Consider the following 22,885-nt stretch of genomic DNA (forward strand, 5'->3'; position numbering starts at 1 on the left):
TAGCCAGGGGTCCCGAGAGGAAGCGACCGACCGAGTGCCTAGCCGAATACAGCCGTCGTCGATGATTCGGTATCAACCCGGATTGCGGGTGTGGATGCGCAGGTGGGGTGGGGTGCCGGCGATGAGGATGTCGCCGTGTTGGTCGGTGCGGGCGATGGTGGTGCCGAGGGAGTGGAGGGCGGTGAGGATTTTGGGGTGGGGGTGGCCGAAGGTGTTGTTCGTGCCGGAGCTGATGATGGCCAGGCGGGGGTGGACGGCGGTGAGGAATTCTGCTGTCGTGGTTTGGGATCCGTGGTGGGGGACCTTGAGGATGTCGGCGCGCAAGGGGGTGGGGTTGCGGAGTAGGCGGAGTTGGGCTGGGGATTCGATGTCGCCGGTGAGCAGAATTCGACCGGCCGGGGTGGCGGCGGTGAGGACGAGGGAGCGGTCGTTCGGTTCGGCGGTGGGGTGTCGTGGGCGGGGTTGGGTGGCGATCGGTGACAGGACGGTCAATTCGACTGCGCCGAACCGCATTACATGACCGGCTGACAGTTCGAGTACCGGGATCTTTGCCGCGGTCGCGATCTCGGCGATCTGCGCGGGCGCGGTGATGGGCGTGCGGTCGTCGGGGGCGCGTGGGTGCTGGCTCGGAGCGGCGTTGCCGTCTGCATCGAGGTTGGTCGCGGCTTCTCCGAGGCGATCGGCCCCGGGGCTGTCCACATCGAGGCGCTGGGCGTCGGGTAGGTCGACCTCCCCCGATTTCGACTGCACGCTCCGGGTCGCCTGGTGCTCAGCACTTTTGCTGTCGGCGGCGGTTCGTGAGGACCTTTCGTGTCCGTCGAGTTCGCCGGGCGCGATGGCGATCGCGGCGACGGTGCGGCCGTGGATCGCGCCGGTCAGGCCGCCGATGTGGTCGGCGTGGGGGTGAGTGAGGGCGAGGAGGGCGATGTGGCGGATGCGGAGGCGGTCCAGGCAGGTGCGCATGGTGCGCGGGTCGGGTCCGACGTCGATGACGATGGCCGTTCCGTGGCCTACGGAGAGGGCCAAGCCGTCGCCTTGGCCGATGTCGCAAGCCGCGAGAACCCAATCGGACGGGGGCCAGCCCGGATTCCAGAGCCGGACGGGCAGCAGGACGGCCGTCGAGGACAGCACGATGACGACCGTGATTCGGCGCACCAGAGCGCTGCGCAGCGCACACACCGCGACGATGACGAACGCGGCGGCGGTCAGACCGCCGATCAACCCGCCGGGCACGGTGAGCGTCGCCCCCGGTAGTGCGGCGGTGTGCTCGGCGACGGTGAGCAACCACCACAGCGGCGGGCCCGCACAACGCAGGACCAGTTCGGCGAGCGGTGGCCACACCGAGGCGCAGGCGGCACCGAGAGCGCCGACTACGGTGAGCGGCGCGATCACCGGTGCGACAAGCACATTCGCCAGGATCGCGACGACGCTGACGCGGCCGGTCAGGGCGACCATGATCGGCACGGTGACCGTGAAGGCGGCTGCCGAGACAGCGACCAGCTCGGCGGGCAGCCGCCACCAGCCGCGGTCCCGCAGCCAATCGGCCCAGCTCGGCGCGAGCAGGATCAGCCCGGCCGTCGCGAGCACCGACAGCGCGAATCCGGCGTTCACCGCGAGTTCCGGCCAGATCGACAGCAAACCGATCACCGCTACGCACAAGGCGGGAAGTGCCTGTTTGCGACGGCCCGTGACCAGCGCGAGCAGTGTGACCGCGCCCATCGCGGCCGCGCGCAGAACACTCGGGTCCGGCCGAGCGACGACCACGAACATGAGTATCGCGCCCACTGCGGTCGCCGCCGCCGCGCGCGGACCCAACGTGAGTGTGCGCACGACGAACAACACGACCGCGAGAAGAATCGTGAAGTTCGCTCCGCTCACCACGCAAAGGTGCTGTAGTCCAGCGGTTTTGAAGTCCTCACGCACCGGTTCGGGTAGGCCCGAAGTATCACCCAATACCAACGCGGGAATCAGCCCGGCGGCATCCGGGGACAGCGCGGCGGTGGCCGCGTCCGCGAAGTCGTGACGCACCGACGCGGCCGCTCGCTGCCACCACGGCGGTGGTGCGACAGGCTTGGGAGGCCCGAGCGCGTGCAGGGCGGCGACCGTCAGATCACGGTTCTGCGGCGGCTGCGGCTGCGCCCGGAATTCGACCGGCTGTCCGGGCAACAGGTCGGCCCACTCCGGCCCCGAGGCGAAGACGACCACCCGGCCGCCGGAACGCACCGTCGCATCGGCGCGGTGATACTCCCGCAGCGCGGCCCGGACGACCCAGCGCCGCTCCCCACCGAAGGAACTGCTCGGCAACGGTTTCGGATCATCGGTCGGCGTGGCGACGATTCGCATCGAAAGGCCGTACGCCGCACGCATCGGATGCGTCGCGACGCGATATTCCCGCCACGCCGCCGCCACCGCGAAACCCGTGCCGAGAAGTACAGCAGCCAGCAACGTCAAGGCCACCGCCCGATGCACCGTGGAACTCTCGCGCCGCCTTCCCGTCGATGCCGCCGCCGCAACCGACACGACCGCGACGCTCACCGCGACTGCCATCGCGGCCCCAACACCCGCCACGACGGTGGCTCCGACTCCGAGCAACACGGCGGCGAGAAGCATTACCGCCAGGACCCGTCGCACGAAATGCTCCGAACGCCAGGCCAGCGACATCGCCGCCAACCCGGCTGCTGCCACGGCCGATCCGAGAGCCACCGCGATACCGACCAACCAGCCCGAGACCAGCACGACGATCGTCACTGCCCAGCAGCACAGTGCGGCGGGAAGCAGACGGGCGTCCACGATCTTCACGCGTTCGGCCTCCCGCGAATCGAGTGCGGAGGTCATACCGTCACCAGATCGCGCAGGCGAGCCAGGCGGGCCGGACCGATGCCGTCGACCTCACCGAGCTGTTCGAGGTCGGTGAAGCGGCCGTTCGCCTTGCGCCAAGCGGTGATCGCACCGGCGGTGACGGGCCCAATGCCGGGCAGGGCGTCCAGCTCCGCTTCGGTGGCTTTGTTGAGGTCGACCTTGCCGGTCGGTCCGGCGTTGGGACGGGAGGTGGCAGCCCCGCCGGTCGCGGTGATCGTGGTGCTGCCGGGCTGGAGCGGCGTTCCAGGAGCCGGGGCGGTGGCCCCGACGAGGATCTGGTCGCCGTCCTGAACGCGCTGGGCCAGGTTGATACCGGTCAGATCCGCGCCGTCGCGGGCGCCGCCCGCCGCGGCGAGCGCGTCCGCCACCCGAGCACCCTCGGGCAGCCGCACCAATCCACCGCGCTGGACCAGGCCGACCACACTGACGACCAGCTCGGCGGCCTCGGGTGCGGGCAGCGCTCCCGTCGCGGCGGGAACCGGTTGCGCCGAAACCGGGGGCGTACCAAGCGGAGTCGCACTGGTGCGTACCGCAGGCAACGGCGGCACCGCGTGCGCCACCGGACGCTCCTGAAAAACCATCACCATCGCGACGATCACGGCCGCCACACCGACCATCGCCAGAGTCAGCACCCCCCGGCGGCCGGGGTTGATTCGCGCACCGTGAAAACGTTCCGGGAAAAGACGTTCCCGCCAGCCCGGACCGCGTGGCGGTTCGTCCAACCAGCGCGGGGTATGCACCTCACCGACCGGCTCTTCGTCGTCCACCGCCGCGCTGGTTTCCGTGGAGCGAGGATCCGGCGGTAGCCGCTCCAAATGCCAACGGCCCGAGCTTTTCCCGGTCACGTCGGCTGGATGTGCCGTCTCGCTCTCAGGTGACGCGAAGGCATGCGGCTCCCCACGAGCAGCTTTCGGGGCACTGCCACCGGACGTCGCGGAGGCATCCGATCCGAACCCAACCCCTCGACTCGCCCCTACCCGGACGGTCAGCGCCCCGAGCTGCCGTCGTATCCGCTCGCGTTCGTCGTGTCGTCCCATGCCCGCGACCGTACGCAGCCGCCAGACCGAACAGCCCGCTGCGACCAGGCATTTCGTCAGCCCTGTTGATAACCCCGCCCCTGGGGACAACCCACCCGCCAAAGCCCCGGACCCGCACGTGCCAGTCCGGACCGCCAACTCCCGTGCGAAGGCGGTTCCGCGGGCCTGACGCTCAGTTCAACCGCTTGGCAAAGCAATTCGACAGAGGCAGCACCTCGTACGGCGCGAAGATCGGAATTCGGTGGTACCCGCTGCGGGTATAGAACCGCACGGCCTCCGGCTGAAGATGTCCGGTCTGCAGGATCAGCCGGGGCAGACCGGCGGCGCGGGTGGCGTCCTCGGCCGCGGTGAGGAGCGCGGCGGCGACGCCCGAGCCGCGGTGGGCGGGGCGAACGAACATTCGTTTCAGCTCGAGTTCGCCCGCGTTCCAGCGCAGCGCCGCGTGACCGGCCGCCCCGTCCGAATAGGCGACGAACGTGCGATGCACGGTGGCCTCGTCGACCGCGTTCGGATTGCCGCGCACCGAGCGGGCGAGATCGGCGTAGCGCGGTCCGACCTCGGCGGCCATCTCCTCGCGCAGGGTGACCGCGTCGGGATGCGCCCAGTCGACCGTCGCCACGGTCAGTGTCGAACTCGTCACCGTCGCGACGTTATCCGGCGCGGCGGCTCGGCGAACCGGTTGCGATCACCGTGATCGGCATTCACGCGCACCCGCCGGGCACCACGAGCACACCGACCGCGCCGAGACCCAGGTGCACGCCGAGCACCGGACCGAACTCCGCGACGATCAGTTCGCGGATTCCCGGAATCAGTTCGCGCAGTTGCCCGGCCAGGGTCTCCGCGGCCTCGGCCGCCTCCAGGTGCTGCACGGCCACCGCGGCGCCGTCTTCCCCGGCCGCGTCCACCGCCGCGGCGAGGAGTTTCGCGTACGCCTTGGAACGCGTCCGCGCTTTCTCACGCAGCTCGAGCCGACCCTCGACGATCTGCAACAGCGGTTTGGTGACCAACTCGCTGCCGAAGAACGCCGCCGCGCTGCTCAGCCGCCCGCCGCGGCGTAGCTGCTCGGTGCGGTTGACCAGAAAGAAGGTGCGCGCCCGGCTGGCGGTGGCGACGGCGGTGTCGTAGACGATGTCCAGCGGCGCACCGGCCCGCGCCCTACGTGCCGCCGCGAGGGTGGGAAGTCCGGTGGCGAGGCCCGCGCCGAGGGAATCGACGAGACGAACGCGGTCGGCGGCGTCCATGTCGCGCACGGCCTGCCTGCCCGCCTCCCAGGTTCCGGACAGCTGACGCGAAAGGTGCACGGCGACAACCCCATCGCCGCCGCTGCGCGCCAACGCCCGCTCGTAGACCTCACGCAACTCGCCGGGCGAGGCCGCCGACGTGGTCACGGTATCGGCGGCGTAGTCGATGTCGATCGGTTCCACGCCCTCGCGAATGGCGCGGTCACCGACCAGGACGTGCAGCGGAACGACGGCGATATCCAGCTCGTCGACGAGTTCGGCAGGGAGGCTCGCGGAGGAATCGGTGACGACCACGACGGCCACGGACTACCGAACCTCCTGCAAGGTCTTGACCATCGCGTTGGCGACGGCGGTGTGCCCGGCCCAACCCCAGTGGATCCCATCCGGATTGGCGTCGCCGGAGAAGATGTTCTCCCGCACCGCTTCACCGAGATCCACCAGCGGCACCGAACTCCGCGCCGACCACGCCTGCAGCGCCTTCACCGCGCGTGGCCTGCCGGAATGCACCCGCCCATAAGCCTCGCAGTTGTGCACCGAGGGCAGCACCGCGACGAACGGCAGATCCGGACGCAACTGCGCGAGCGCCTCGCGGGACTGCTCCAAGTAATCGACGCTCACCTTCGGCGGCAGCGCGACCGGGCGACCCAGCTTCGACAGCTTCGGTTGCAGCCAGTTGTACAGGGAACGGACGCGCCTGCGCAGACCCGGCGGACGCACATAGCGGATCAGCTCGCGGAGCGCGGTCGGCAGCGGCGACGGCAGGGTGTCCATGCCGCCGACGGCGAAGACCACCGCGCCCGCGTTCGGCACGGCCGCCCACACCCGCGGGTCGCCGATCAGCGCCCAGTAGGCATCGCGGCAGGTCCAGCCGATCCGGCCGACCAGCTCCACGTCCCAATCCAGTTCGGCGCCGACGAGATTCGGCCAGATTCGCGGATCGTCGGCGGGCAGGCCGCCGTTCGGACCGAAGTAGGACAGCGAGTCGGCGATGACCAAGAGCACCGGGCGCTTGGCCGGAACCTCCGCGGCCGCGGGAACGACTTCACCGGCCGTCGCCACACTGGCGTCTGCGTTCACCCGCTCGGCCGCAAGCTCGGACGCGCCCGAAACTGCTGCCGCGGACGGGATCAGCGCCGAGACGGACGCCGCCGACGCCGCAGATGGAGTCGACTCCGATGCCGCAGCGGGAGCAGACATCGCAGCCGGTGCCGCCAGAGTTTGCGGCGCTGACACCTCGACCGTTGCTGCGCCATCGGACTTCGCAGGATCCACCGGCGCCGATTCAGTGGTCAGCGCGGAATTCGCAGGCGCGCCAGCATGCTCCCGCGCGTCGGCCGAGACCGATGCCGGTCCAGGGGCCGAGGTCGCGCTATCGGCCTCCGCGACGCGCGGAACGCTCTCGCCCGCAGCTACTTCCGTCTCGGGGTCGACAGAGCCGTGCGTCGCCGAATCGTCCTCGACGGCACGCCGCACTTCGTCCGAACGCTCGCTACCCAGCGGGCCATCGATGGTCTCCGACGACCCGCTCGGACCCGCCTCTCCGGAATCCGCCACAACCTCGCTGCCCACCGCACCCACCGCGACATCGGACACCACTGCGGCACCCGAATCACCCTCGGCGACTTCGGTTCCCGAGGCGCCGTTTTCGACGGCACCGGTTTCCTGCCCCGATTCGACGTCGTCCTCGGCCCCCGCGTCCGCGGCATCTCCGCCCAACGGACCGTCGACCGCGCCCGACGCAGGCTCGACATCCCGATTCGGCGGTCCACCGAACAACGCGTCCGGCAGCTGCCGTTCCGGCTTGGCTGTCACCTGCTTGAACAACTCGTCCGGCACCGTGCGAAGGGGTTCCTCACCCTTCGCGGTGCTCTTCGCGGACCGCGCGGGCTTGTCGGCGGGACCGCCGAACAGCGCGTCCGGAAGCCGGCGTTCCGGCTTGGCGGTCACCTGCTGGAACAGTTCGTCCGGCACCGACCTGATCGGCTCTTCAGAGGACATCGGGAGCTACCTTTGCCGCTGCGTTCCACACATCGAGGCGCCACCCGGGCTGTTCGATGCCTGGACCGTGGCTGCTCAGTTGCACCCAGCTGGTATTGGCCAGTCCTCCGAGGATCGGCCAGTTCTGCGGCGGCAGGTCGAGCAGCGCGGCCGTCAGGGCGGCGATCAGCCCGCCGTGCGCCACCAGGATGATAGTCCGGCCCGGCCAATCCTGTCGCTCGCTGAACAGTTCCCGCACGACGGGAAGCGAGCGCGCGCCCACCTCGAGTTTGCTCTCGCCGTTGGGCGGCCGATAGGTGGCGTCGAGCCGCCAAGCGACCCGCGCGCCCGGATAATCGGCGTCGACCTCGAGGTGAGTGAGCCCTTCCCAGTCACCGAGGTGGGTTTCCCGCAGGCGCGGGTCCCGCACGACGGGCACCGCGGTGTGCTCCGCGAGGGCGAGCGCGGTGTCGTAGGCGCGCTTGAGGTCGGAGGAGACGATCGCGATGGCATTGCGCGAGACCAGCTCGCGCGCCGCCTCTTTGGCTTGTCTGCGACCGAGCTCGGTGAGATCGGTGTCGATCTGCCCCTGCATCCGATCCGAGGCATTCCATTCGGTCTGCCCGTGCCGCAACAGGATCAGGGTGCGCACACCGGCATACTTGCTCACTCGGCGCCGTTCCCCTCGTCACCCTCGACGGCGCGCGGATCACCGACACCTGACACCGGAACCACCGGGCAGTCCTTCCACAGCCGTTCCAGCGCATAGAAATTGCGCTCGTCGTTGTGCTGGATGTGCACGACGACGTCGACGTAGTCCAGCAGGGCCCAGCGGCCCTCGCGGGTGCCCTCCCGGCGGACAGGCTTGTGACCGGCCTGCCGCAGCCGCTCCTCCACATTGTCGACGATCGCGTTGACCTGGCGTTCGTTCGGCGCGGAGGCGATCACGAAGCAGTCGGTGATCACCAGCTGCTCGGAGACGTCGAGCACGACCACGTCGGCAGCCAGCTTCTCGTCCGCCGCCCGCGCGGCGACCTGCGCCATCTCGACCGCCTCGACAGATGCGCTCATGCCTTTTAGCTACCTTCCGCTGCTCCGGGCACGTAGAGGTGCCGCTTCGATATGTACTGGACCACGCCGTCGGGGACGAGGTACCACACCGGCCGATTCTCGGCGGCGCGTCGCCTGCACTCACTCGACGAGATGGCCAGGGCCGGGACCTCGATCATCGTCACCGCATCGGCCGGAAGATCACGCAGATGTTCCTGGAGATGATCGGCGTTCAGCTCGTAGCCCGGACGGCTCACCCCGACGAACTTCGCCAGTTCGAACAGTTCCGCCCAATCCTGCCACGAGAGGATGTTGGCCAGTGCGTCCGCTCCCGTGATGAAGTACAGCTCGGCGTCCGGATACTGCGCGCGCATCTCGCGCAGGGTGTCCACGGTGTAGGTGACCTTGCCCCGGTCGATGTCGGCCCTGCTCACCGAGAACCGCGGGTTGGAGGCCGTCGCGATGACGGTCATCAGGTACCTGTCCTCGGCCGGACTGACCTTTTTGTGTGCTTTCTGCCACGGCTGTCCGGTGGGGACGAAGATCACTTCGTCGAGGTCGAACCGGTTGGCGACTTCGCTGGCGGCGACCAGGTGCCCGTGGTGGATCGGGTCGAAGGTGCCGCCCATCACCCCCAGCTTGCGTCCGGTCCGGCCTGTCTCTTGCATGAGTGCCGAGCTTAATGCTCAGCCGTCGGCCACCGTCCGGACGCCCGACTGCTGGGCAAGCGTCCGGTTCATCGGCGCCGGGCGCGAACGGCGGCTGCACCCGGCCGACTGGATCACGACCCCGGCGCGGCGCAGCTCACGCCCCGTCGGTCGAACCGAAGCGGCGCACGAACTCGCCCGCCAGTCCCGTGCCCGCCGCGGCGACCAGCGCCCCGACGGCGGGATGGACGATCAGCCCCGTCACCGCGCCCGCGAGCTCGGGCAGCCGCCGGGCGAACCAGTTGCGTACGTACTCCATGGTCGACAGGTCCGGCTCGGACGCGGTGACCGCCTCTTCCAGCTCGTCCACCCGCTCGGCGGCTTGGTCCCGCAGCGGGCCGTCGGTGGGCAGCTGGGCGCGCAGCCGCTCGAACTCGGCGCGCAGACCGGCGAGGTCGACGCCGACGTTCTGGGTCGAGTCCCCGCCTGCCTCCACCCGGCTGACGGTGTTGTGGTGCCCGACGGCGATCTGCCCCGGCACGTCGCCGCCGACGTTCAGGTGGTAGTTGGCTCCTGATGCCTCGGTCACGGTGGTGTCCTCTCAGTTGGTGGGGAAGGGCAGATCGGAAGTGGGGGCGGTGGACGGTGACGGCACGCTCACCGTCGGCGTGGTCGTGGTCGGCGGGATCGTGGTTGTCGAAGGCGGGGTGGACGGCGTGCTGGTGTCGCTCGGCGAGGTGGTCTCCGACGGTTCCAGCACCGCGACACCGCGCAGTTCGAAGGTGATGGCCGAACCACCTGAGTCGGACGGGATGACCAGCTTCGCGGCGTAGTCACCGGGCTCGGTGGGGCTGAAGGTGAAGTCGTAGACGCATCCGCCCGCTCCGACGGGCGGGCAGGGGTTGGGCGTCGCCCGAAAGACCGGATCGCCGGAGAGAGCAGCGGCCGCCTCGTTGTCGCAGGTCAACCAAGGAAATCCCGCCGAACGGGTCACGGGTTCCCCGCCCACGATCGCCTCGAAGGTGACCAGATAGGTCTGGGGAGCGCAGTCGGTGGCCCCCGGCCCGGGGTCTGCCCGCGGCGGTGGGGGTGTCCGCGGCGGAGCCTGGGCCGGGCCGCTGGTTTTTTCCGGGGTCGAGGTGACCGGGAGCGGACCGGTCGTCGCGGTGGCCAGGACCGTCGTGATCGGCGCTTGCCCAACTGCGGGCGGGGCGTCGCCAGAGGTGAGGCGGACTCCGGTGACCGTCGCGGCGACCGCGAGCGTCGCGACCACGGCGCCCGTCGCGACCGGATGACCCAGCGCGGTCGAACGCAACGCCTCCCGCACCGTGTGCGACCCCACCTGCTTCGCCGTGACGACCGTCGCGCTCGCCCCGACGCCGACGGTCGCTCCGACCGCCATGCCGAGCGCCTGCTCGCGCACGTGCGTCTCCCTGGTGAAGTACGCGAGATCGGCGGCGTGACCCACGTGGGTCGCCGCCTGCGAGCCGAGCGCGAGCACCTCTTTCCAGCATCCCCACCGCAGGGACCGGCCGAGCACCGGCGAGACGGCCCTGGCCAGCTCGCGCACCGGATCGTGCCGTCCGCGGACCATTCCGGCCCGCAGCACCCGCACGACGACGATGTCGACCTCGAGTATCTCGGCGGGCGTCGCCGACCCGACCACCCAATCACGCAGCGGGACAAGGTAATCGGACGGGTCGGGCGGGGGCCCCTGCCACTCGGCGGTGAGCGCGGCCGGACTGCCGGTCAGCCGGTAACCCGACGCGAACCGTTCGGCGAGGTGGATGCGCTCGAACGCGGTCAGCGCCGCCGACGCGTCCGGCCTGCGGATCAGCACGCCGAGCGCGGCGGGCGTCACCGTGGCGCCCGCCAGTGCGCACAGGGCCCGGAGGGCATCGCGCACGTGACCGGCCAAACCGGCGACCATCGCCCGCTGGAGCACGCCGGGATCGGCGAAGAGCTCGTCGGAACCCGACATCCCGACCCACGCGGCGGCGCGCACCAGGGCGAGCGGATGCCCGCGCGCCGCCCGGCACAACCGCCTCGCCGCGTCCGTGTGGGGGCCGAGACCGCGACCGAGCGTGCGGGCGATCAGCGCCATGGCTTGCGGCTCGGGCAGACCCTGTACTTCCAGCGAATATCCGTGGCCCCACAGCATTCTCGTCGTCGTCGCGACGATCAGATCACCAGAGGGCACCGTGTCGAGCAGGCTTTCCAGGTCGGCGGCGGAACCCTCGAAGTCATCGATGACGATCAGCGCGCGGATCGATCCCATCAGCCTGCGCAACGCTGTGGGATCCGGCCGGTAGTCGACCGCGTCGTAGCAGGCCTGAAACAAGGAGTGGAGCAGATCCTCGACGGCGAGCCCAGCAGCCGACAGGTACACGACGGGATGACCGCCCCGCGCACGGTCGGCCGCGAAACGGCGAAGCAGCGTCGTCTTGCCGACCCCAGGTGGTCCCGAGATCTCCACCGGCACAGACCGATCCAGTGACGTGGCCACGCTGTGCAATTCACGCAGCCGCCCGATCATGTCGCCGCGCGCCCGCGGGATCGGCATCCCGACCGGCCTGCTGCGCCGCCGCACCGTGGGCGGCGGGCCCTCGCGCACGAAGACCTGTGATCCGTGCGCGTTGATCACGACGTTGTGCTCGCCGACCACAACCTGCCCCGCGACACTGCCGCCGACGGTGACGCGGTGGCTCCCGCCGTATTCCCCATCCATACGAATCTCCCCCGCGACCTCGGTCGTAGCGCAAAGAGTAATCGATGGATTACTCTCCGGCTCAGTGATTTACGCGAGCCGAATGCCGACATCTTTCGTTCGGGCAATCAGTAATTTCGCCGCATACCTTGCGACTGGACGACCACGGTGTTGCTCAGCTGCCGACGATATCCCGAATGCCCGGCGTGAGAACGGTTTCCAGCTGGTACCAGGGCACCGTGACGACGACGTCGCCGGAAATCCGCTCGGCGGGCGCGCCGAAATGTATTTCCATTCCGGCGGGGGTAGCCAGCCAGACGCGGTAGTTGTATTCGGCGGGCTCTAGCGCGCTGACGGGTAGCTCGGCGTTCTGCGGCAGAAGGGCCGCGGCCCGGGTGGCGAGCGTGTCGAGGCCACGGTCGAGATCGGTGAACAGGTCGGCGAGGGTGATCGTACGACCGGTGCGCGCGTCGGTCACGCGACTCGTGCGCAGGGCGACCTGCGTATCGCCGGTATTCACCGACACCGACAGCAGCCCGCTCAGCACCCGCGTCCCGACGTAGGTGACCTGTCCCGGACCTGGCGCGAGCGTGGTCCGCGAATCCACCTGATCGATCCAGAATCGCGCCGCCGCACGCATACCGGCGTTGAACGCCGCCGCGGCGGGATCGTCACCCGCGACCCGCGGGACGTCGAGGACGTATCCCGGCCCCGTCACGAGTTCCGAAGTCGCGACGCGCACCGGGACGCTCGGCGGCGCCGCGACGGCGTCCGGCTCGATGCCCGCCGCGCAGGTGGTCAGCAGCCCGGCCAGCACCGCGACGATGGCGGCGGCGGTGGCATAGATCCTCATTCCGGTCTCCGAATTCGCGACGCACCGAGGCGATCTCGGTGTCTTCGGTTACGGTCCGGCACGCCGCCAAAGAACGGCTGAGCATCCGCTGAAGAACGCCGTCAGCGCTCGCGCATGTCCGCGAGCTGGTTGCGCGTGTATTCGAGTTCGAGGCTCACCTGGGCCGAGGGTTCGCGTTCGGCCAGCGCCTCGAGTTCGGCGAGCACCTCGCCGAGCGCGGCGATCCCGTCCTCCCGCTCGGTCTCCGAATCGGCGGACCAATACCGCAGCCAGGCCGCCGAACGCAGGCAGCGCGCGCGGGGACCGATCCGGTCGAGCTCGCCCCAGAGCTGGGCGGCCCGCAGGTACGCGAGCCGGGCCTGGTCCTCCGCGCCGCCCGCGTCCAACGCGGAAGCGGCCGACCAGACCAGCTCGGCTTGGAGTTCGACGCGCGCGTGATCGGCGCGGACCAGCCGCGCGCCTTCGAGAAACTGCTCGCCCGCTTCGCGATACCTGCCGACGACTCGCAGCGATTTGCCGAATTGCCCACGCAGCACCGCCATTTCGGCGGCCGGGTAGGGCGCGGCTCCCACCGTGAGCGGCGGCTCGAAGAGTTCGACGGCCTCGGCATGCCGTCCCGCCCGGTGCAGCGCGCGCGCCGCGACCAAGGTCAGATGCACCGCGTCCGCGTCGGACACACCGCCCCAGCGCGCGGCGGCGTGCAGGGCCGTCTCCGCCAGCTCCAGCTCCCGCCCCGCCCTGCCCGAAAGCACCATGACCAGTTGCGAATGCCACCGCGCGAGCGTCTCGGCGGGTAGCGCGCCCGCGCCGAGCGCCAGCGCCTTACGCAAGTACTCCTCCGCCTCCGCGGGCGCGTCGAGCAGCCGGGCCGCGGCCAGTTCGGCCAGGCGCTCGGCTTCCTCGCCCCGTTCGTCCCCTTCCCCGTCGCCACTCTGCTCGGCACACCCCGACCCGACGCCTTCCGGCGCTTCGTTCCCCATGCGGGGCATCGTTCGCGGGACCGCCAAAGAAACGCTTAACGAATCCTGATGGGCTCGGTCATGGCTTGGGGCGCTTGGATTTCGGCAGCTTGCTCACGATCGCGTCGTAGGACTGGTCGACGAGTTCGCGCAGTTCGTCGGCCGGGACGGCGCCGCCGACGCGGATGCTGTTCCATCCGTAGCGGCCGATGTACGCCGAGGCGGTGACGTCGTCCGGGTAGATGCGCACGAGTTCGTCGGCCTCCTCGCGGTTTCGACCGCATTTGAGGCCGACCGAGTCGCCGCCGCCGAGGAACGCGAAGATCTTGTCGCCGACCTTCACGACGACGTCGCCCTCCCACGGTTCGTCCTGCCATGCCCCCGGCTTGGCGAGGCAGTAAGCCAGCAGTTGTGCGTCGTCCATCTCAAACCGGCAGGAGTCGGGAGACGACGTCGGTCAGCTGTCTGGCCGAACGGCATTCGTACATGTCGATCACCTCGCGATAGCGGTCGGCGGCGGAATCACCGGAGCCCCATTGGGTTCGCGGTTCCGGATTGAGCCAGTGCGCGTGCTTGGCGACCCCGACGAGTGCGCGCAGCGTATCCAGTTGCGGGTCACGGTAGTTCGTGCGGGCATCGCCCAGGATGAGCAACGAGCTGCGGCTGGTGACGGCGTCGGGGAACTCCCTGGCGAACGCGGTCAGCGCGCCGCCGTAGTCGGAATGCCCGTCGAAGCCGACGACGTCGGACTCGGTGAAGATCTTGGCCATCGCCTCGTCGAGCTGCGTGCTCGGGTCGAAGAACCGGGTCACCTCGTCGGTATTGTCGACGAACGCGAAAATCCGTACCCGCGAGAACTGTTCGCGCAGCGCGCTCACCAGCAGCAGGGTGAAGTTGCTGAAACCGGCAACGGAACCGGAGACGTCGCACAGCAGGACCAATTCCGGCCGCCCCGGATGCGGCTTGCGGTTCACCAGATCGATCGGCACGCCACCGGTCGACATGGACTTGCGCAGGGTGCGCCGCAGGTCGATCTCGCCGCGGCGAGCGTGCTTGCGCCGCACCGCGAGTCGCGAGGCCAGGATGCGGGCCAGCCGCTGGCTGCTGCGCCGCAATTCGGCGAGCTCGCGGTCGGAGGCGCGCAGGAAGTCCACGTCCTCGGCCTGCCGCGCGACACCGTAGCTGGCGACCCGCTCGCGGCCGATGCGTTCGGCCACTCGCCTGCGCGTCTCGGCCTCGACGGCGGCGCGGAAGCCATCGATGCGCTGACGGGCCGCGCGCCGGGCGATCTCGGTGTCGAACTCGCTGGTGTCCGGTCCGATGGCGAGCCCGGCCAGTATCTTGGCCAGCAGCGTCTGCGGCTGAACCTCCTTGAGCGCCTGATAGGCCGAGAAGGAGGGGCCACGCGCGGACTGGTACTGGCCGAGTTGTTCGACCAGCTGCCCCGCCAACTGCTCCAACTGTTGGCCGGGATCGTCGAGCGCGAGCAGTTCGGCGAGCATTTCCCGCAGCGCGGGAATGTCCACCTCACCGGCGGGCGTACGCGGGATCGCCACCTCGTCGGCGGCCACGCCGCGCTGACCCACCGCGACCGGGAACCACAGGTCGAACAGCCCGTCGAAGGTCGCCCGGTGGGTGGTGCGACGCAGCAGCGCGCAGGCCAGGCCCTCGCGCAGCACCTCCCGATCCAGCAGATCCAGCACCGTCATCACCCGGCCCGCGTCCACCGTCTCCGACGGTCCGACCGGGATACCGCGCGCCCGCAGCGCCTCGACGAAACCGACGAGATGGCCCGGCAGCCCGTGCGGGGCGTCCAACGACACCGAATCCGCCGGGCCCGATCCCGCGACCACGGCTCAGGCCAGCTTCAGCTCGGCCAGCGCGCGCTGGTGATCGCTCTGGTGCTTCAGCACGACGCCGAGGGTGGCGCGCACGGTGGAGTCGTCCAGATCCTTCAGGCCGAGCGCCAGCAGGGTGCGGCCCCAGTCGATGGATTCGGCGACCGAGGGCAGCTTCTTCAACTGCATCCCACGCAGCACGTGCACGATGCGCACCAGCTGGGCCGACACCGCGGCGGACAGCTCCGGCACCCGGCTGGCCAGGATGCGGCGCTCGAGTTCCTCGTCCGGGAAGTCCAGGTGCAGGTACAGGCAGCGTCGCTTGAGCGCCTCGGACAGCTCCCTCGTGGCGTTGGAGGTCAGCACCACGAACGGCTTACGGCTGGCGGTGATGGTGCCCAATTCCGGGACGGTGACGGCGAAATCGCTGAGCACCTCGAGCAGCAGGCCCTCGATCTCGACGTCGGCCTTGTCGGTCTCGTCGATCAGCAGCACCGTGGGGTCGGCGCGGCGGATGGCGGTCAGCAGCGGCCGGGAGAGCAGGAACTCCTCGGTGAAGACATCGGCTTTCGTCTCCTGCCAATCGTTTTCGCTGGAGGCCTGGATGCGCAGGATCTGCTTGGCGTGGTTCCACTCGTACAGCGCGCGGGCCTCGTCGACACCTTCGTAGCACTGCAACCGCACCAGTTCCGCGCCCGCGGTCTGCGCGACGGCGCGGGCCAGCTCGGTCTTGCCGACACCGGCCGGGCCCTCGATCAGCAGCGGCTTGCCCAGCCGGTCGGCGAGGAACACCGAGGTGGCGGTGGCCTTGTCGGCCAGATAGCCGGTGGTGGCGAGCCGCTCGATCACATCGTCGACCGAGGTGAAGATCGGCTCTTGCGGTGCATCGGCCACTGGTCATTCCTTCCTTCGAAAAGCAGGAGGCGGTCGCCTCCGAAAAGCCCGCGCGCAGCGGACTACACCGGCCGGGTCTGCCCGTCGCCCCAGACGATCCACTTGGTGGAGGTGAGCTCCGGCAGCGCCATCGGGCCACGCGCGTGCAGCTTCTGGGTCGAGATGCCGATCTCGGCGCCGAAGCCGAACTGCTCGCCGTCGGTGAACGCGGTGGACGCGTTGACCATCACCGCCGCGGCGTCGACCCGGCTGGTGAACTCCCGCGCCGCCGCCAGTTCGGCGGTGACGATGGCCTCGGTGTGGCCGGTGCCCCAGGTGTTGATGTGCTCGACGGCGGCGTCCAGGTCGTCGACGATCTTGAGCGCGATGTCCAGGGTGAGGTACTCCTCGCCCCAGTCGGCGTCGGTCGCGGGCACCTGACCGGGCAGGTCGCCGTGGATGGTCACGCCGTGCCGCTCGAGCGCCGCGGTGAGCTTGGGCAGCGCGGTGTCGGCGATGGCCTTGTCGATCAGCACCGTCTCGGCCGCGTTGCAGACGCTGGGGCGGCGGGTCTTGGCGTTGATCAGGATCTGCTCGGCCATCTCCAGGTCGGCGGCCGCGTGCACGTAGACGTGGCAGTTGCCGGTGCCGGTCTCGATGGTCGGCACGGTCGCGTCGCGCACCACCGCGTTGATCAGCCCGGCGCCGCCGCGCGGGATCACCACGTCGACCAAGCCGCGCGCCTGGATGAGGTGGGTCACGCTGGAACGGTCGTGGCTGGGCAGCAGCTGCACGGCGTCGGCCGGAATGCCCTGGGCCGCCAGCGCTTTCCGCAGCACCTCGACCAGCGCCGCATTGGACTCGGCGGCCGAGGAGGAACCGCGAAGCAGCGCGGCGTTGCCGGATTTCAGCGCGAGACCGAAGGCGTCGACGGTGACGTTCGGCCGTGCCTCGTACACCATGCCGACCACACCGAGCGGCACCCGCACCTGACGGACCTCGAGGCCGTTGGGCAGCGTCGAGCCGCGCACCACGCCGCCGACCGGGTCCGGCAGACCGGCCACCTGACGCAATCCGGAGGCGATGCCGTCGATGCGCGCCTTGGTCAGCCGCAGCCGGTCCAGCAGCGAGGCTTCGGTGCCCGCGGCCTCGGCGGTCGCGATGTCCTTGTCGTTGGCCGCGAGCACCTCCTCGGCCGCCGCGAGCAGCGCGTCGGCGGCGGCGTGCAGCGCCTCGTTCTTCTGCGCGGTGGTCAGCTGGGCCAGCGCCCTGGACGCGACGCGGGCCTTTCGCGCGGCGTCGTGTACCGCCTCGCGGACATCCAGCTCGGTCGTCGTTCCTACCGTCATGGGTACAGCCTACGCACCGGGTCGGCGGCGCTTTCCACCTGCTCGAGCACCCGGCGCGCGGGCGTACCGTTCGGTTGCGTGCGGGCACGGCGACCGGGGACTACCGTCCGGCGGTATGACCGCTGATGCCCCCGCGATCGCCGTCCTCGGCAGCATCAACATGGATCTCGTCACCACCACGCGGCGACGCCCCGCGCCCGGCGAGACGGTGCTCGGCAGCGGGTTCACCATGGTGCCGGGCGGCAAGGGCTCGAATCAGGCGATCGCGGCGCGGCGGGCGGGTGGCGCGGTGTCGTTCCTCGGCGCGGTCGGATCCGATGTGTTCGCGGGCGATCTGCGCCGGACGCTCACCGCGTCGGGCGTCGGCGCCGACCGGCTGCGCACGGTGCCGGGGCCGAGCGGGATCGCGGCCATCGTGGTGGACGGCACGGGTGAGAACAGCATCGTCGTGGTCGGCGGGGCCAACGCGGCGCTGACCGAGCTGACGCCGGACGATCTCGCGGTGATCGCCGCGTCCGATATTCTGCTGTGCCAGTTGGAGATTCCCGTGCCGATCATCGCCGCCGCGGCGCGGCATGCGCGAGCCAACGACACTGTCGTCATGCTGAATCCGTCTCCAGTGCAACGTCTTCCGCCGGAACTGTGGGAGGACGTCGATGTGGCCGTGGTCAATTCGGGTGAGGCAGCCGAGCTGGGTGACGCGCTGGACACAGTCGCACACCTCGTGGTCACCCGTGGGGCCGCGGGCGCGACCTATCGCGATCCGGACGGTGCGGAGCTGTCGGTTCCCGGCGTCCCGGTGGAGGTCGTCGACACGACCGGCGCGGGCGACACCTTCACCGGAGCGCTCGCCGCCGCGTGGCATCGCGGACCGCGGCATGCGCTCCAATGGGCTTGCGTCGCAGGGGCTCTGGCCACCACTCGGCTCGGCGCGAGCAGTGCGATTCCGGACCGCGAGCACATCGAGGCCCTACTGGGTGAACACACGACCTAGCCAGGTTTCCCTCGCCGCTCCGGCAGCCCGCAAAGGGCCTCGTCGGGCACCGGCGCGTCACCCCGCGTTGTCCCCACGACCGCGCGGCACAGCGCCTATCGTTGGGATTCATGCCCACTATGCCCGAGCGCATTCCGGCCGACGGGGAAGCAGCGGAGCTCATCGCCCGCGTCGACCCGGAGATGGTCGCGCTGTCCTTCGTGGACAACGCGGGCATCACGCGGGTGAAAACGGTACCGGCCGCGCGTCTGGCGCACGCGGCACGCTTCGGCGTGGGCGTCTCGCCGTGTTTCGAGACCTTCGGCTTCGACGATCTGATGACGGTCGGCCGCTATCTCGGCGGACCCGACGGAGACCTGCGGCTCGTCCCCGATCTCGCCGCGCTCACCGAACTCGCCGGTCAGCCCGGCTGGGCGTGGGCGCCCGCCGACAAGTACACCCAGGACGGCACGCGGTTCGCGGCCTGTCAGCGCGGTTTCGGGGCGCGACAGGTGGAGGCGGCGCGGCGGGCGGGATTGCGGCTGTCGATGGCCTTCGAGACCGAGTGGGCGCTGGGCCGAGCCGAGGACGAGATCGGCTTCACCCCCGCGATACGCGGACCCGGCTACGGCATCATCCGGCTCGGCCAAGTAGCGGAGTATGCGCGCGAATTGGTGGGTTTACTGATTCAGCAGGGCCTCCGGGTCGAACAGTTCCACCCGGAATACGCCGCGTCGCAGCTGGAGATCTCCATCGCGCCCACCGATCCGCTCGCGGCGGCCGACGGGGCGGTGCTGCTGCGGCACACGATTCGGCAGCTCAGCGCGAAGTACGGATGGCGCGCGACGCTGGCGCCCTGCCTCACTCCCAATGGCGCGGGTTCCGGTGCGCACCTGCATCTTTCGGCGCACGACGAACGCGGTTCGCTGTTCGCCGATGGGCCGGGCCCCTATGGCATGAAGGAGCAAGGCGCGTCGTTCCTCGCGGGCGTGCTGCGGGAACTGCCCGCATTGGTCGCGATCGGCGCCGGGAATCCGGCCAGCTTCCTGCGGCTACAACCCTCCCGGTGGGCGGGGATCTGGCAGTGCTGGGGGCGTGAAACACGCGAAGCGGCAGTGCGTTTCGTCACGGGTGTGCGTGGCACCGAGCGCTGGGCCGCCAATGCCGAGGTCAAATGCTTCGACGGGACGGGCAATCCGTATCTCATCGTCGGCGCGGTGATCGCCGCCGGGCTCGCGGGCATCGCCGAAGGCTTGGCGCTGCCAAACGAAATCATCGGTGATCCAGCGACTTTCGGACGAAAGAATCAGGTGCGCAGACTGCCGACCAATGCCGCGGAAGCGGCCGATCATCTGGCCGCCTCGACCGTGCTGGCCGAGGCGCTGGGGCCCGAGCTGCACGACGCGCTGCTCACCGTGCGGCGAGCGGAGGCCTATCGGTACCGTGACGCCACTCCGGAAGAGCTCGTCGAACTCACTCTCTGGCGGTTCTGATGATCATCTCCCGGGCTGCGAGGGGCGTCGATGGACGGCCTTCAGCGCGCCACCCCGTCGACCGCGACGGCATGGATCCCCGACTGCCGGTCGGCGCGGCCGCTCGAGCCGTGGAGGGCGCTGATCATGCTCACCGATGACGTCACGCTCACCGACCACCACTGCCACGGAGTCACGGCAGCCGACCTGGACCGTCCTGGCTTCGAGGCGCTGCTCGGCGAAGGTCCACGCGGCAGCTTCGACTCCGCCCTCGGACTCGCGGTGCGGCGCTGGTGCACGCCGGTGCTCGACCTGCCGCCGCACACCGGGGCGGACGCGTACCTGGCGCGCCGCGTCGATCTCGGCTGGCGTGAGGTGGCCGCGCGACTGCTCGGCGCGGCGGGGACGGCGCGCTGGCTGGTCGACACCGGACTGCCCGGCGGGCTCACCGATCTGCCCGAGTTCGGCGCGCTGGCCGGTGGCGAGGTCGGCGAGATCGTGCGGCTCGAACAGGTCGCCGAACAGGTCATCGCGGAGGTCGGTGGCACCGCCAAGGTCTTCGACCGCATCGAAGCCGCGGTGCGGGAACGGGCCGTCGGCGCGGTCGGACTCAAGACCGTCGTCGCCTATCGAGTCGGCCTCGACTTCCCGCTCGCGAGCACGCCGCCGCCCACGCTCGCGCCCGAACACCGCCTCACCGACCCCGCTACGCTCGGCTGGCTCGTCGGACTCGGCGCCCGGCTCGGCACGGAACTGGGCCTGCCGTTGCAAATCCACACCGGTTTCGGCGACCCCGACCTGCGCTTGCACCGCGCCGACCCGCTGCTGCTCACCGACTTCCTACGCGCGAACACCGGCCTCACCGTCGTGCTCCTGCACTGCTGGCCGTTCCACCGCAACGCCGCCTATCTCAGCCACGTGTTCGAGCACGTCCACATGGACCTCGGCCTCGCCATCCCGCACGTCGGACGTGGCGCGCGGGCCGTGCTCGGCGAGGCGCTGGAGCTCGCGCCCTTTCGCTCCTTGCTGTACTCGTCGGACGGGTACGGGCTTCCGGAACTGCACTACCTCGGCGCGGCGCTGTGGCGTGAGGCGCTCGGCAGGTTGGTGGACGAATGGCTCGGCGACGATGTGATCACGATCGCCGACGCCGAAGCCCTCGTCTCCGGTCTCGCCCATGGGAATGCGGAGCGGATCTATCCGTCCTCGGATACTTCACGAAAGCCCAGGCCACGGTAGAGCGCGATCGCCGCGACACGGAAATCCTAGGTACGCGAAGTCATTCGGACATACCCGGGTGAAATCGCGAAGCCGCAGGCAGCGCGTACCAAGGCGTTGCCGATGCCGTGACCGCGCCATCCGGTGTCCACGGCGAGCCAGTGCAATTCGGCGACCTCTTGGTCCCCGGTGGAATGCACCGATAATAGTCGCGAGGTCTCCGCTGCCCGAGGTGGCCAGCGTGACGCCGATGGGCAGGTGATATCGGTCAGCAGGACGTTGCAGGTATTCCCATAGCGCTGGTACAGGCGTCGCAGCTTCCCGAACAGGTCATCCCCCTACGCCGAACGGCATCCTGCGATCCAGGGTAGGTCCGGCGACGAAGTGGCGGCATCGACTCGCTCGACATCGGTCCCGGTTGCTGCCGGTCGCCGGCGCTCGCTCGGGTGCGTCGATGCCCGGTGACGGCGCGTTTTAATCGAGTGCGGAGCGGTCAACCAGTCTTTACGGTGGAATCATCGAGAGAGAAAGAAGGTAGACCGATGTTTCCCGTCGAGCTGCGCGGTACCCGAGCGCAGACGCTGATGTGGGCCAACGAGCACGATATCGAGCCTGCCGCGTTGCGGCAGCTGCGGAACATCGCGCAACTCGAGTGGGTGCACGGAGTGCGCGTGATGCCGGATGTGCATCTGGGGAAGGGGGCGACGGTCGGGTCGGTGATCGCGATGAAGAACGCGGTGGCGCCCGCGGCCGTCGGCGTCGACATCGGCTGCGGTATGGAGAGCGTGCGGACGGACCTGACCGCCGCCGACCTGCCCGACAACTTGCATTCGCTGCGGTCGCGGATCGAGGCCGCCGTCCCGGTGGGCTTCCACGCGCACGACGACCCGGTCAACGTCGGCAAGATCGGCGCCGAGGCCTCGGCCTTCGGCGCGGGCACCGCTACGTTGCGTTCGGGATGGGATCGGTTCTGGGGATCGTTCACCACTCTCGACAAGGGTGTCTTCGCGCGAGAGTCCAAGGCGCACAAGCAGATGGGCACCTTGGGTGGCGGCAACCACTTCATCGAAGTGTGTCTGGATCAGGACGATACGGTGTGGATCCTGCTGCATTCCGGTAGCCGCAACATCGGCAAGGAACTCGCGGAACGGCATATGAGCGTCGCGCGTTCGTTGCCGCACAACGTGGGCCTGCCCGACCGAGACTTGGCGGTATTCCTTTCCGGCACTCCGGAAATGGACGCCTACCGCCACGACTTGACGTGGGCTCAGGAATACGCGGCGCGCAACCGCGCGGTGATGCTGGCCCTGGTCTGTCGTGCGGTGCGCGACGAATTCGCCGGTCGCACCGTGCGTTTCGACGACCCGATCTCGTGCCACCACAACTATGTGGCGGAGGAGATCATCGACGGCATGCCGATGCTGGTAACCCGCAAGGGCGCCGTTCGTGCGGGCGAAGGTGATCTCGCGCTGATCCCGGGCTCGATGGGGACGCGCTCGTATGTCGTGCGAGGCAAGGGAAATCCCGACTCGTTCCAGTCCGCCTCGCACGGCGCGGGTCGCCGGATGAGCCGGACCGCGGCGAAGAAGCAGTTCTCCGTCGCGGACCTGATCGCCCAGACCGAGGGCGTCGAGTCCCGCAAGGACGCCGGTGTCGTGGACGAGATCCCGGCCGCCTACAAGGACATCGATGAGGTCATCGCCGCGCAGCGCGACTTGGTCGATGTGGTGGCGACACTGCGTCAGGTGCTCTGCGTCAAGGGGTGACCGTCGCCCGGTCTGCCGCGGCAACTACCCGAAGAACGGCGTGCTGGTTCCCGCACGAACAACCCG

At 69.7% G+C, this 22,885-nt stretch carries 21 protein-coding genes; 4 read left to right on the forward strand and 17 right to left on the reverse strand.

Annotation, left to right across the window (positions count from 1 at the left end):
- Positions 1-72 precede the first annotated feature (72 nt).
- The 16 genes from T333_RS17095 to T333_RS17170 all read right to left on the reverse strand — a co-directional run bounded on the left by T333_RS17095 (position 73) and on the right by T333_RS17170 (position 17,390).
- The gene (locus tag T333_RS17095) at positions 73-2,835 is read right to left on the reverse strand and encodes a ComEC/Rec2 family competence protein (RefSeq protein WP_355000796.1); all 2,763 of its coding nucleotides are present in this window, start codon (positions 2,833-2,835) and stop codon (positions 73-75) included.
- Positions 2,832-3,704: a ComEA family DNA-binding protein gene (locus T333_RS17100; protein WP_355000797.1), complete on the reverse strand. Its 873-nt coding sequence runs from the start codon at positions 3,702-3,704 to the stop codon at positions 2,832-2,834. Before T333_RS17100 ends, T333_RS17095 begins: the two co-directional genes overlap by 4 nt.
- A 364-nt stretch (positions 3,705-4,068) precedes the next feature.
- Positions 4,069-4,536 (reverse strand): GNAT family N-acetyltransferase, encoded by a 468-nt coding sequence (locus T333_RS17105; protein WP_355000798.1) that lies wholly within the window; start codon positions 4,534-4,536, stop codon positions 4,069-4,071.
- A gap of 61 nt (positions 4,537-4,597) precedes the next feature.
- Entirely contained in the window at positions 4,598-5,440 is an 843-nt protein-coding gene (locus T333_RS17110) for a DegV family protein (protein WP_355000799.1), read from the reverse strand.
- Between the two features lie 3 nt (positions 5,441-5,443).
- Complete coding sequence (gene octT, locus T333_RS17115) at positions 5,444-6,334, reverse strand: diglucosylglycerate octanoyltransferase (RefSeq protein ID WP_496425316.1); 891 nt, start codon at positions 6,332-6,334, stop codon at positions 5,444-5,446.
- Between the two features lie 790 nt (positions 6,335-7,124).
- On the reverse strand, positions 7,125-7,784 hold the full coding sequence (locus T333_RS17120) for a histidine phosphatase family protein (protein WP_355000800.1): 660 nt from the start codon (positions 7,782-7,784) through the stop codon (positions 7,125-7,127).
- Positions 7,781-8,185, reverse strand: coding sequence for a ribosome silencing factor (gene rsfS / locus T333_RS17125; protein WP_355000801.1), 405 nt, complete (start codon positions 8,183-8,185; stop codon positions 7,781-7,783). The genes T333_RS17120 and rsfS overlap by 4 nt, the downstream gene beginning before the upstream one ends.
- A gap of 5 nt (positions 8,186-8,190) precedes the next feature.
- A complete protein-coding gene (nadD, locus tag T333_RS17130; protein WP_084483097.1) occupies positions 8,191-8,832 on the reverse strand; it encodes a nicotinate-nucleotide adenylyltransferase in 642 nt (213 codons plus the stop codon).
- Positions 8,833-8,968: 136 nt separating this feature from the next.
- Positions 8,969-9,400, reverse strand: a complete 432-nt coding sequence (locus T333_RS17135; protein WP_355000802.1) for a hypothetical protein — start codon at positions 9,398-9,400, stop codon at positions 8,969-8,971.
- 12 nt (positions 9,401-9,412) lie between these two features.
- Positions 9,413-11,539: an ATP-binding protein gene (locus T333_RS17140; RefSeq protein WP_496425062.1), complete on the reverse strand. Its 2,127-nt coding sequence runs from the start codon at positions 11,537-11,539 to the stop codon at positions 9,413-9,415.
- Positions 11,540-11,693: 154 nt separating this feature from the next.
- Positions 11,694-12,371, reverse strand: a complete 678-nt coding sequence (locus T333_RS17145; RefSeq protein ID WP_496425063.1) for an RsiV family protein — start codon at positions 12,369-12,371, stop codon at positions 11,694-11,696.
- Positions 12,372-12,472: 101 nt separating this feature from the next.
- Complete coding sequence (locus T333_RS17150) at positions 12,473-13,351, reverse strand: ATP-binding protein (protein ID WP_355000805.1); 879 nt, start codon at positions 13,349-13,351, stop codon at positions 12,473-12,475.
- Positions 13,352-13,409: 58 nt separating this feature from the next.
- Positions 13,410-13,754 (reverse strand): MmcQ/YjbR family DNA-binding protein, encoded by a 345-nt coding sequence (locus T333_RS17155; RefSeq protein ID WP_496425064.1) that lies wholly within the window; start codon positions 13,752-13,754, stop codon positions 13,410-13,412.
- A 1-nt stretch (position 13,755) separates the two neighbouring features.
- Positions 13,756-15,183, reverse strand: coding sequence for a vWA domain-containing protein (locus T333_RS17160; protein WP_496425065.1), 1,428 nt, complete (start codon positions 15,181-15,183; stop codon positions 13,756-13,758).
- A 3-nt stretch (positions 15,184-15,186) separates the two neighbouring features.
- Positions 15,187-16,062 carry an AAA family ATPase gene (locus T333_RS17165; protein WP_355000808.1) on the reverse strand — a complete coding sequence of 292 codons (876 nt, stop codon included), beginning with the start codon at positions 16,060-16,062 and terminating at the stop codon, positions 15,187-15,189.
- Between the two features lie 62 nt (positions 16,063-16,124).
- The gene (locus T333_RS17170; RefSeq protein WP_496425066.1) at positions 16,125-17,390 is read right to left on the reverse strand and encodes a glutamate-5-semialdehyde dehydrogenase; all 1,266 of its coding nucleotides are present in this window, start codon (positions 17,388-17,390) and stop codon (positions 16,125-16,127) included.
- Positions 17,391-17,505: 115 nt separating this feature from the next.
- Here T333_RS17170 and T333_RS17175 point away from each other — a divergent pair, with 115 nt between their 5' ends.
- The 3 genes from T333_RS17175 (at position 17,506) to T333_RS17185 (ending at position 21,074) form a co-directional block, all read left to right on the forward strand.
- Complete coding sequence (locus T333_RS17175) at positions 17,506-18,384, forward strand: ribokinase (RefSeq protein WP_496425067.1); 879 nt, start codon at positions 17,506-17,508, stop codon at positions 18,382-18,384.
- A 110-nt stretch (positions 18,385-18,494) separates the two neighbouring features.
- Complete coding sequence (locus T333_RS17180; protein ID WP_496425068.1) at positions 18,495-19,856, forward strand: type I glutamate--ammonia ligase; 1,362 nt, start codon at positions 18,495-18,497, stop codon at positions 19,854-19,856.
- A 30-nt stretch (positions 19,857-19,886) separates the two neighbouring features.
- The gene (locus T333_RS17185) at positions 19,887-21,074 is read left to right on the forward strand and encodes an amidohydrolase family protein (protein ID WP_496425069.1); all 1,188 of its coding nucleotides are present in this window, start codon (positions 19,887-19,889) and stop codon (positions 21,072-21,074) included.
- A gap of 26 nt (positions 21,075-21,100) precedes the next feature.
- Here T333_RS17185 and T333_RS17190 read toward each other — a convergent pair whose 3' ends face one another.
- Positions 21,101-21,253, reverse strand: a complete 153-nt coding sequence (locus T333_RS17190; protein WP_496425070.1) for a GNAT family N-acetyltransferase — start codon at positions 21,251-21,253, stop codon at positions 21,101-21,103.
- A 342-nt stretch (positions 21,254-21,595) separates the two neighbouring features.
- On the opposite strand from T333_RS17190, the gene T333_RS17195 reads away from it, so the two are divergent.
- On the forward strand, positions 21,596-22,819 hold the full coding sequence (locus T333_RS17195; RefSeq protein WP_496425071.1) for an RtcB family protein: 1,224 nt from the start codon (positions 21,596-21,598) through the stop codon (positions 22,817-22,819).
- The last annotated feature ends 66 nt before the right edge of the window (positions 22,820-22,885 follow it).

The sequence above is a fragment of the Nocardia sp. CNS-044 genome (assembly GCF_059570515.1).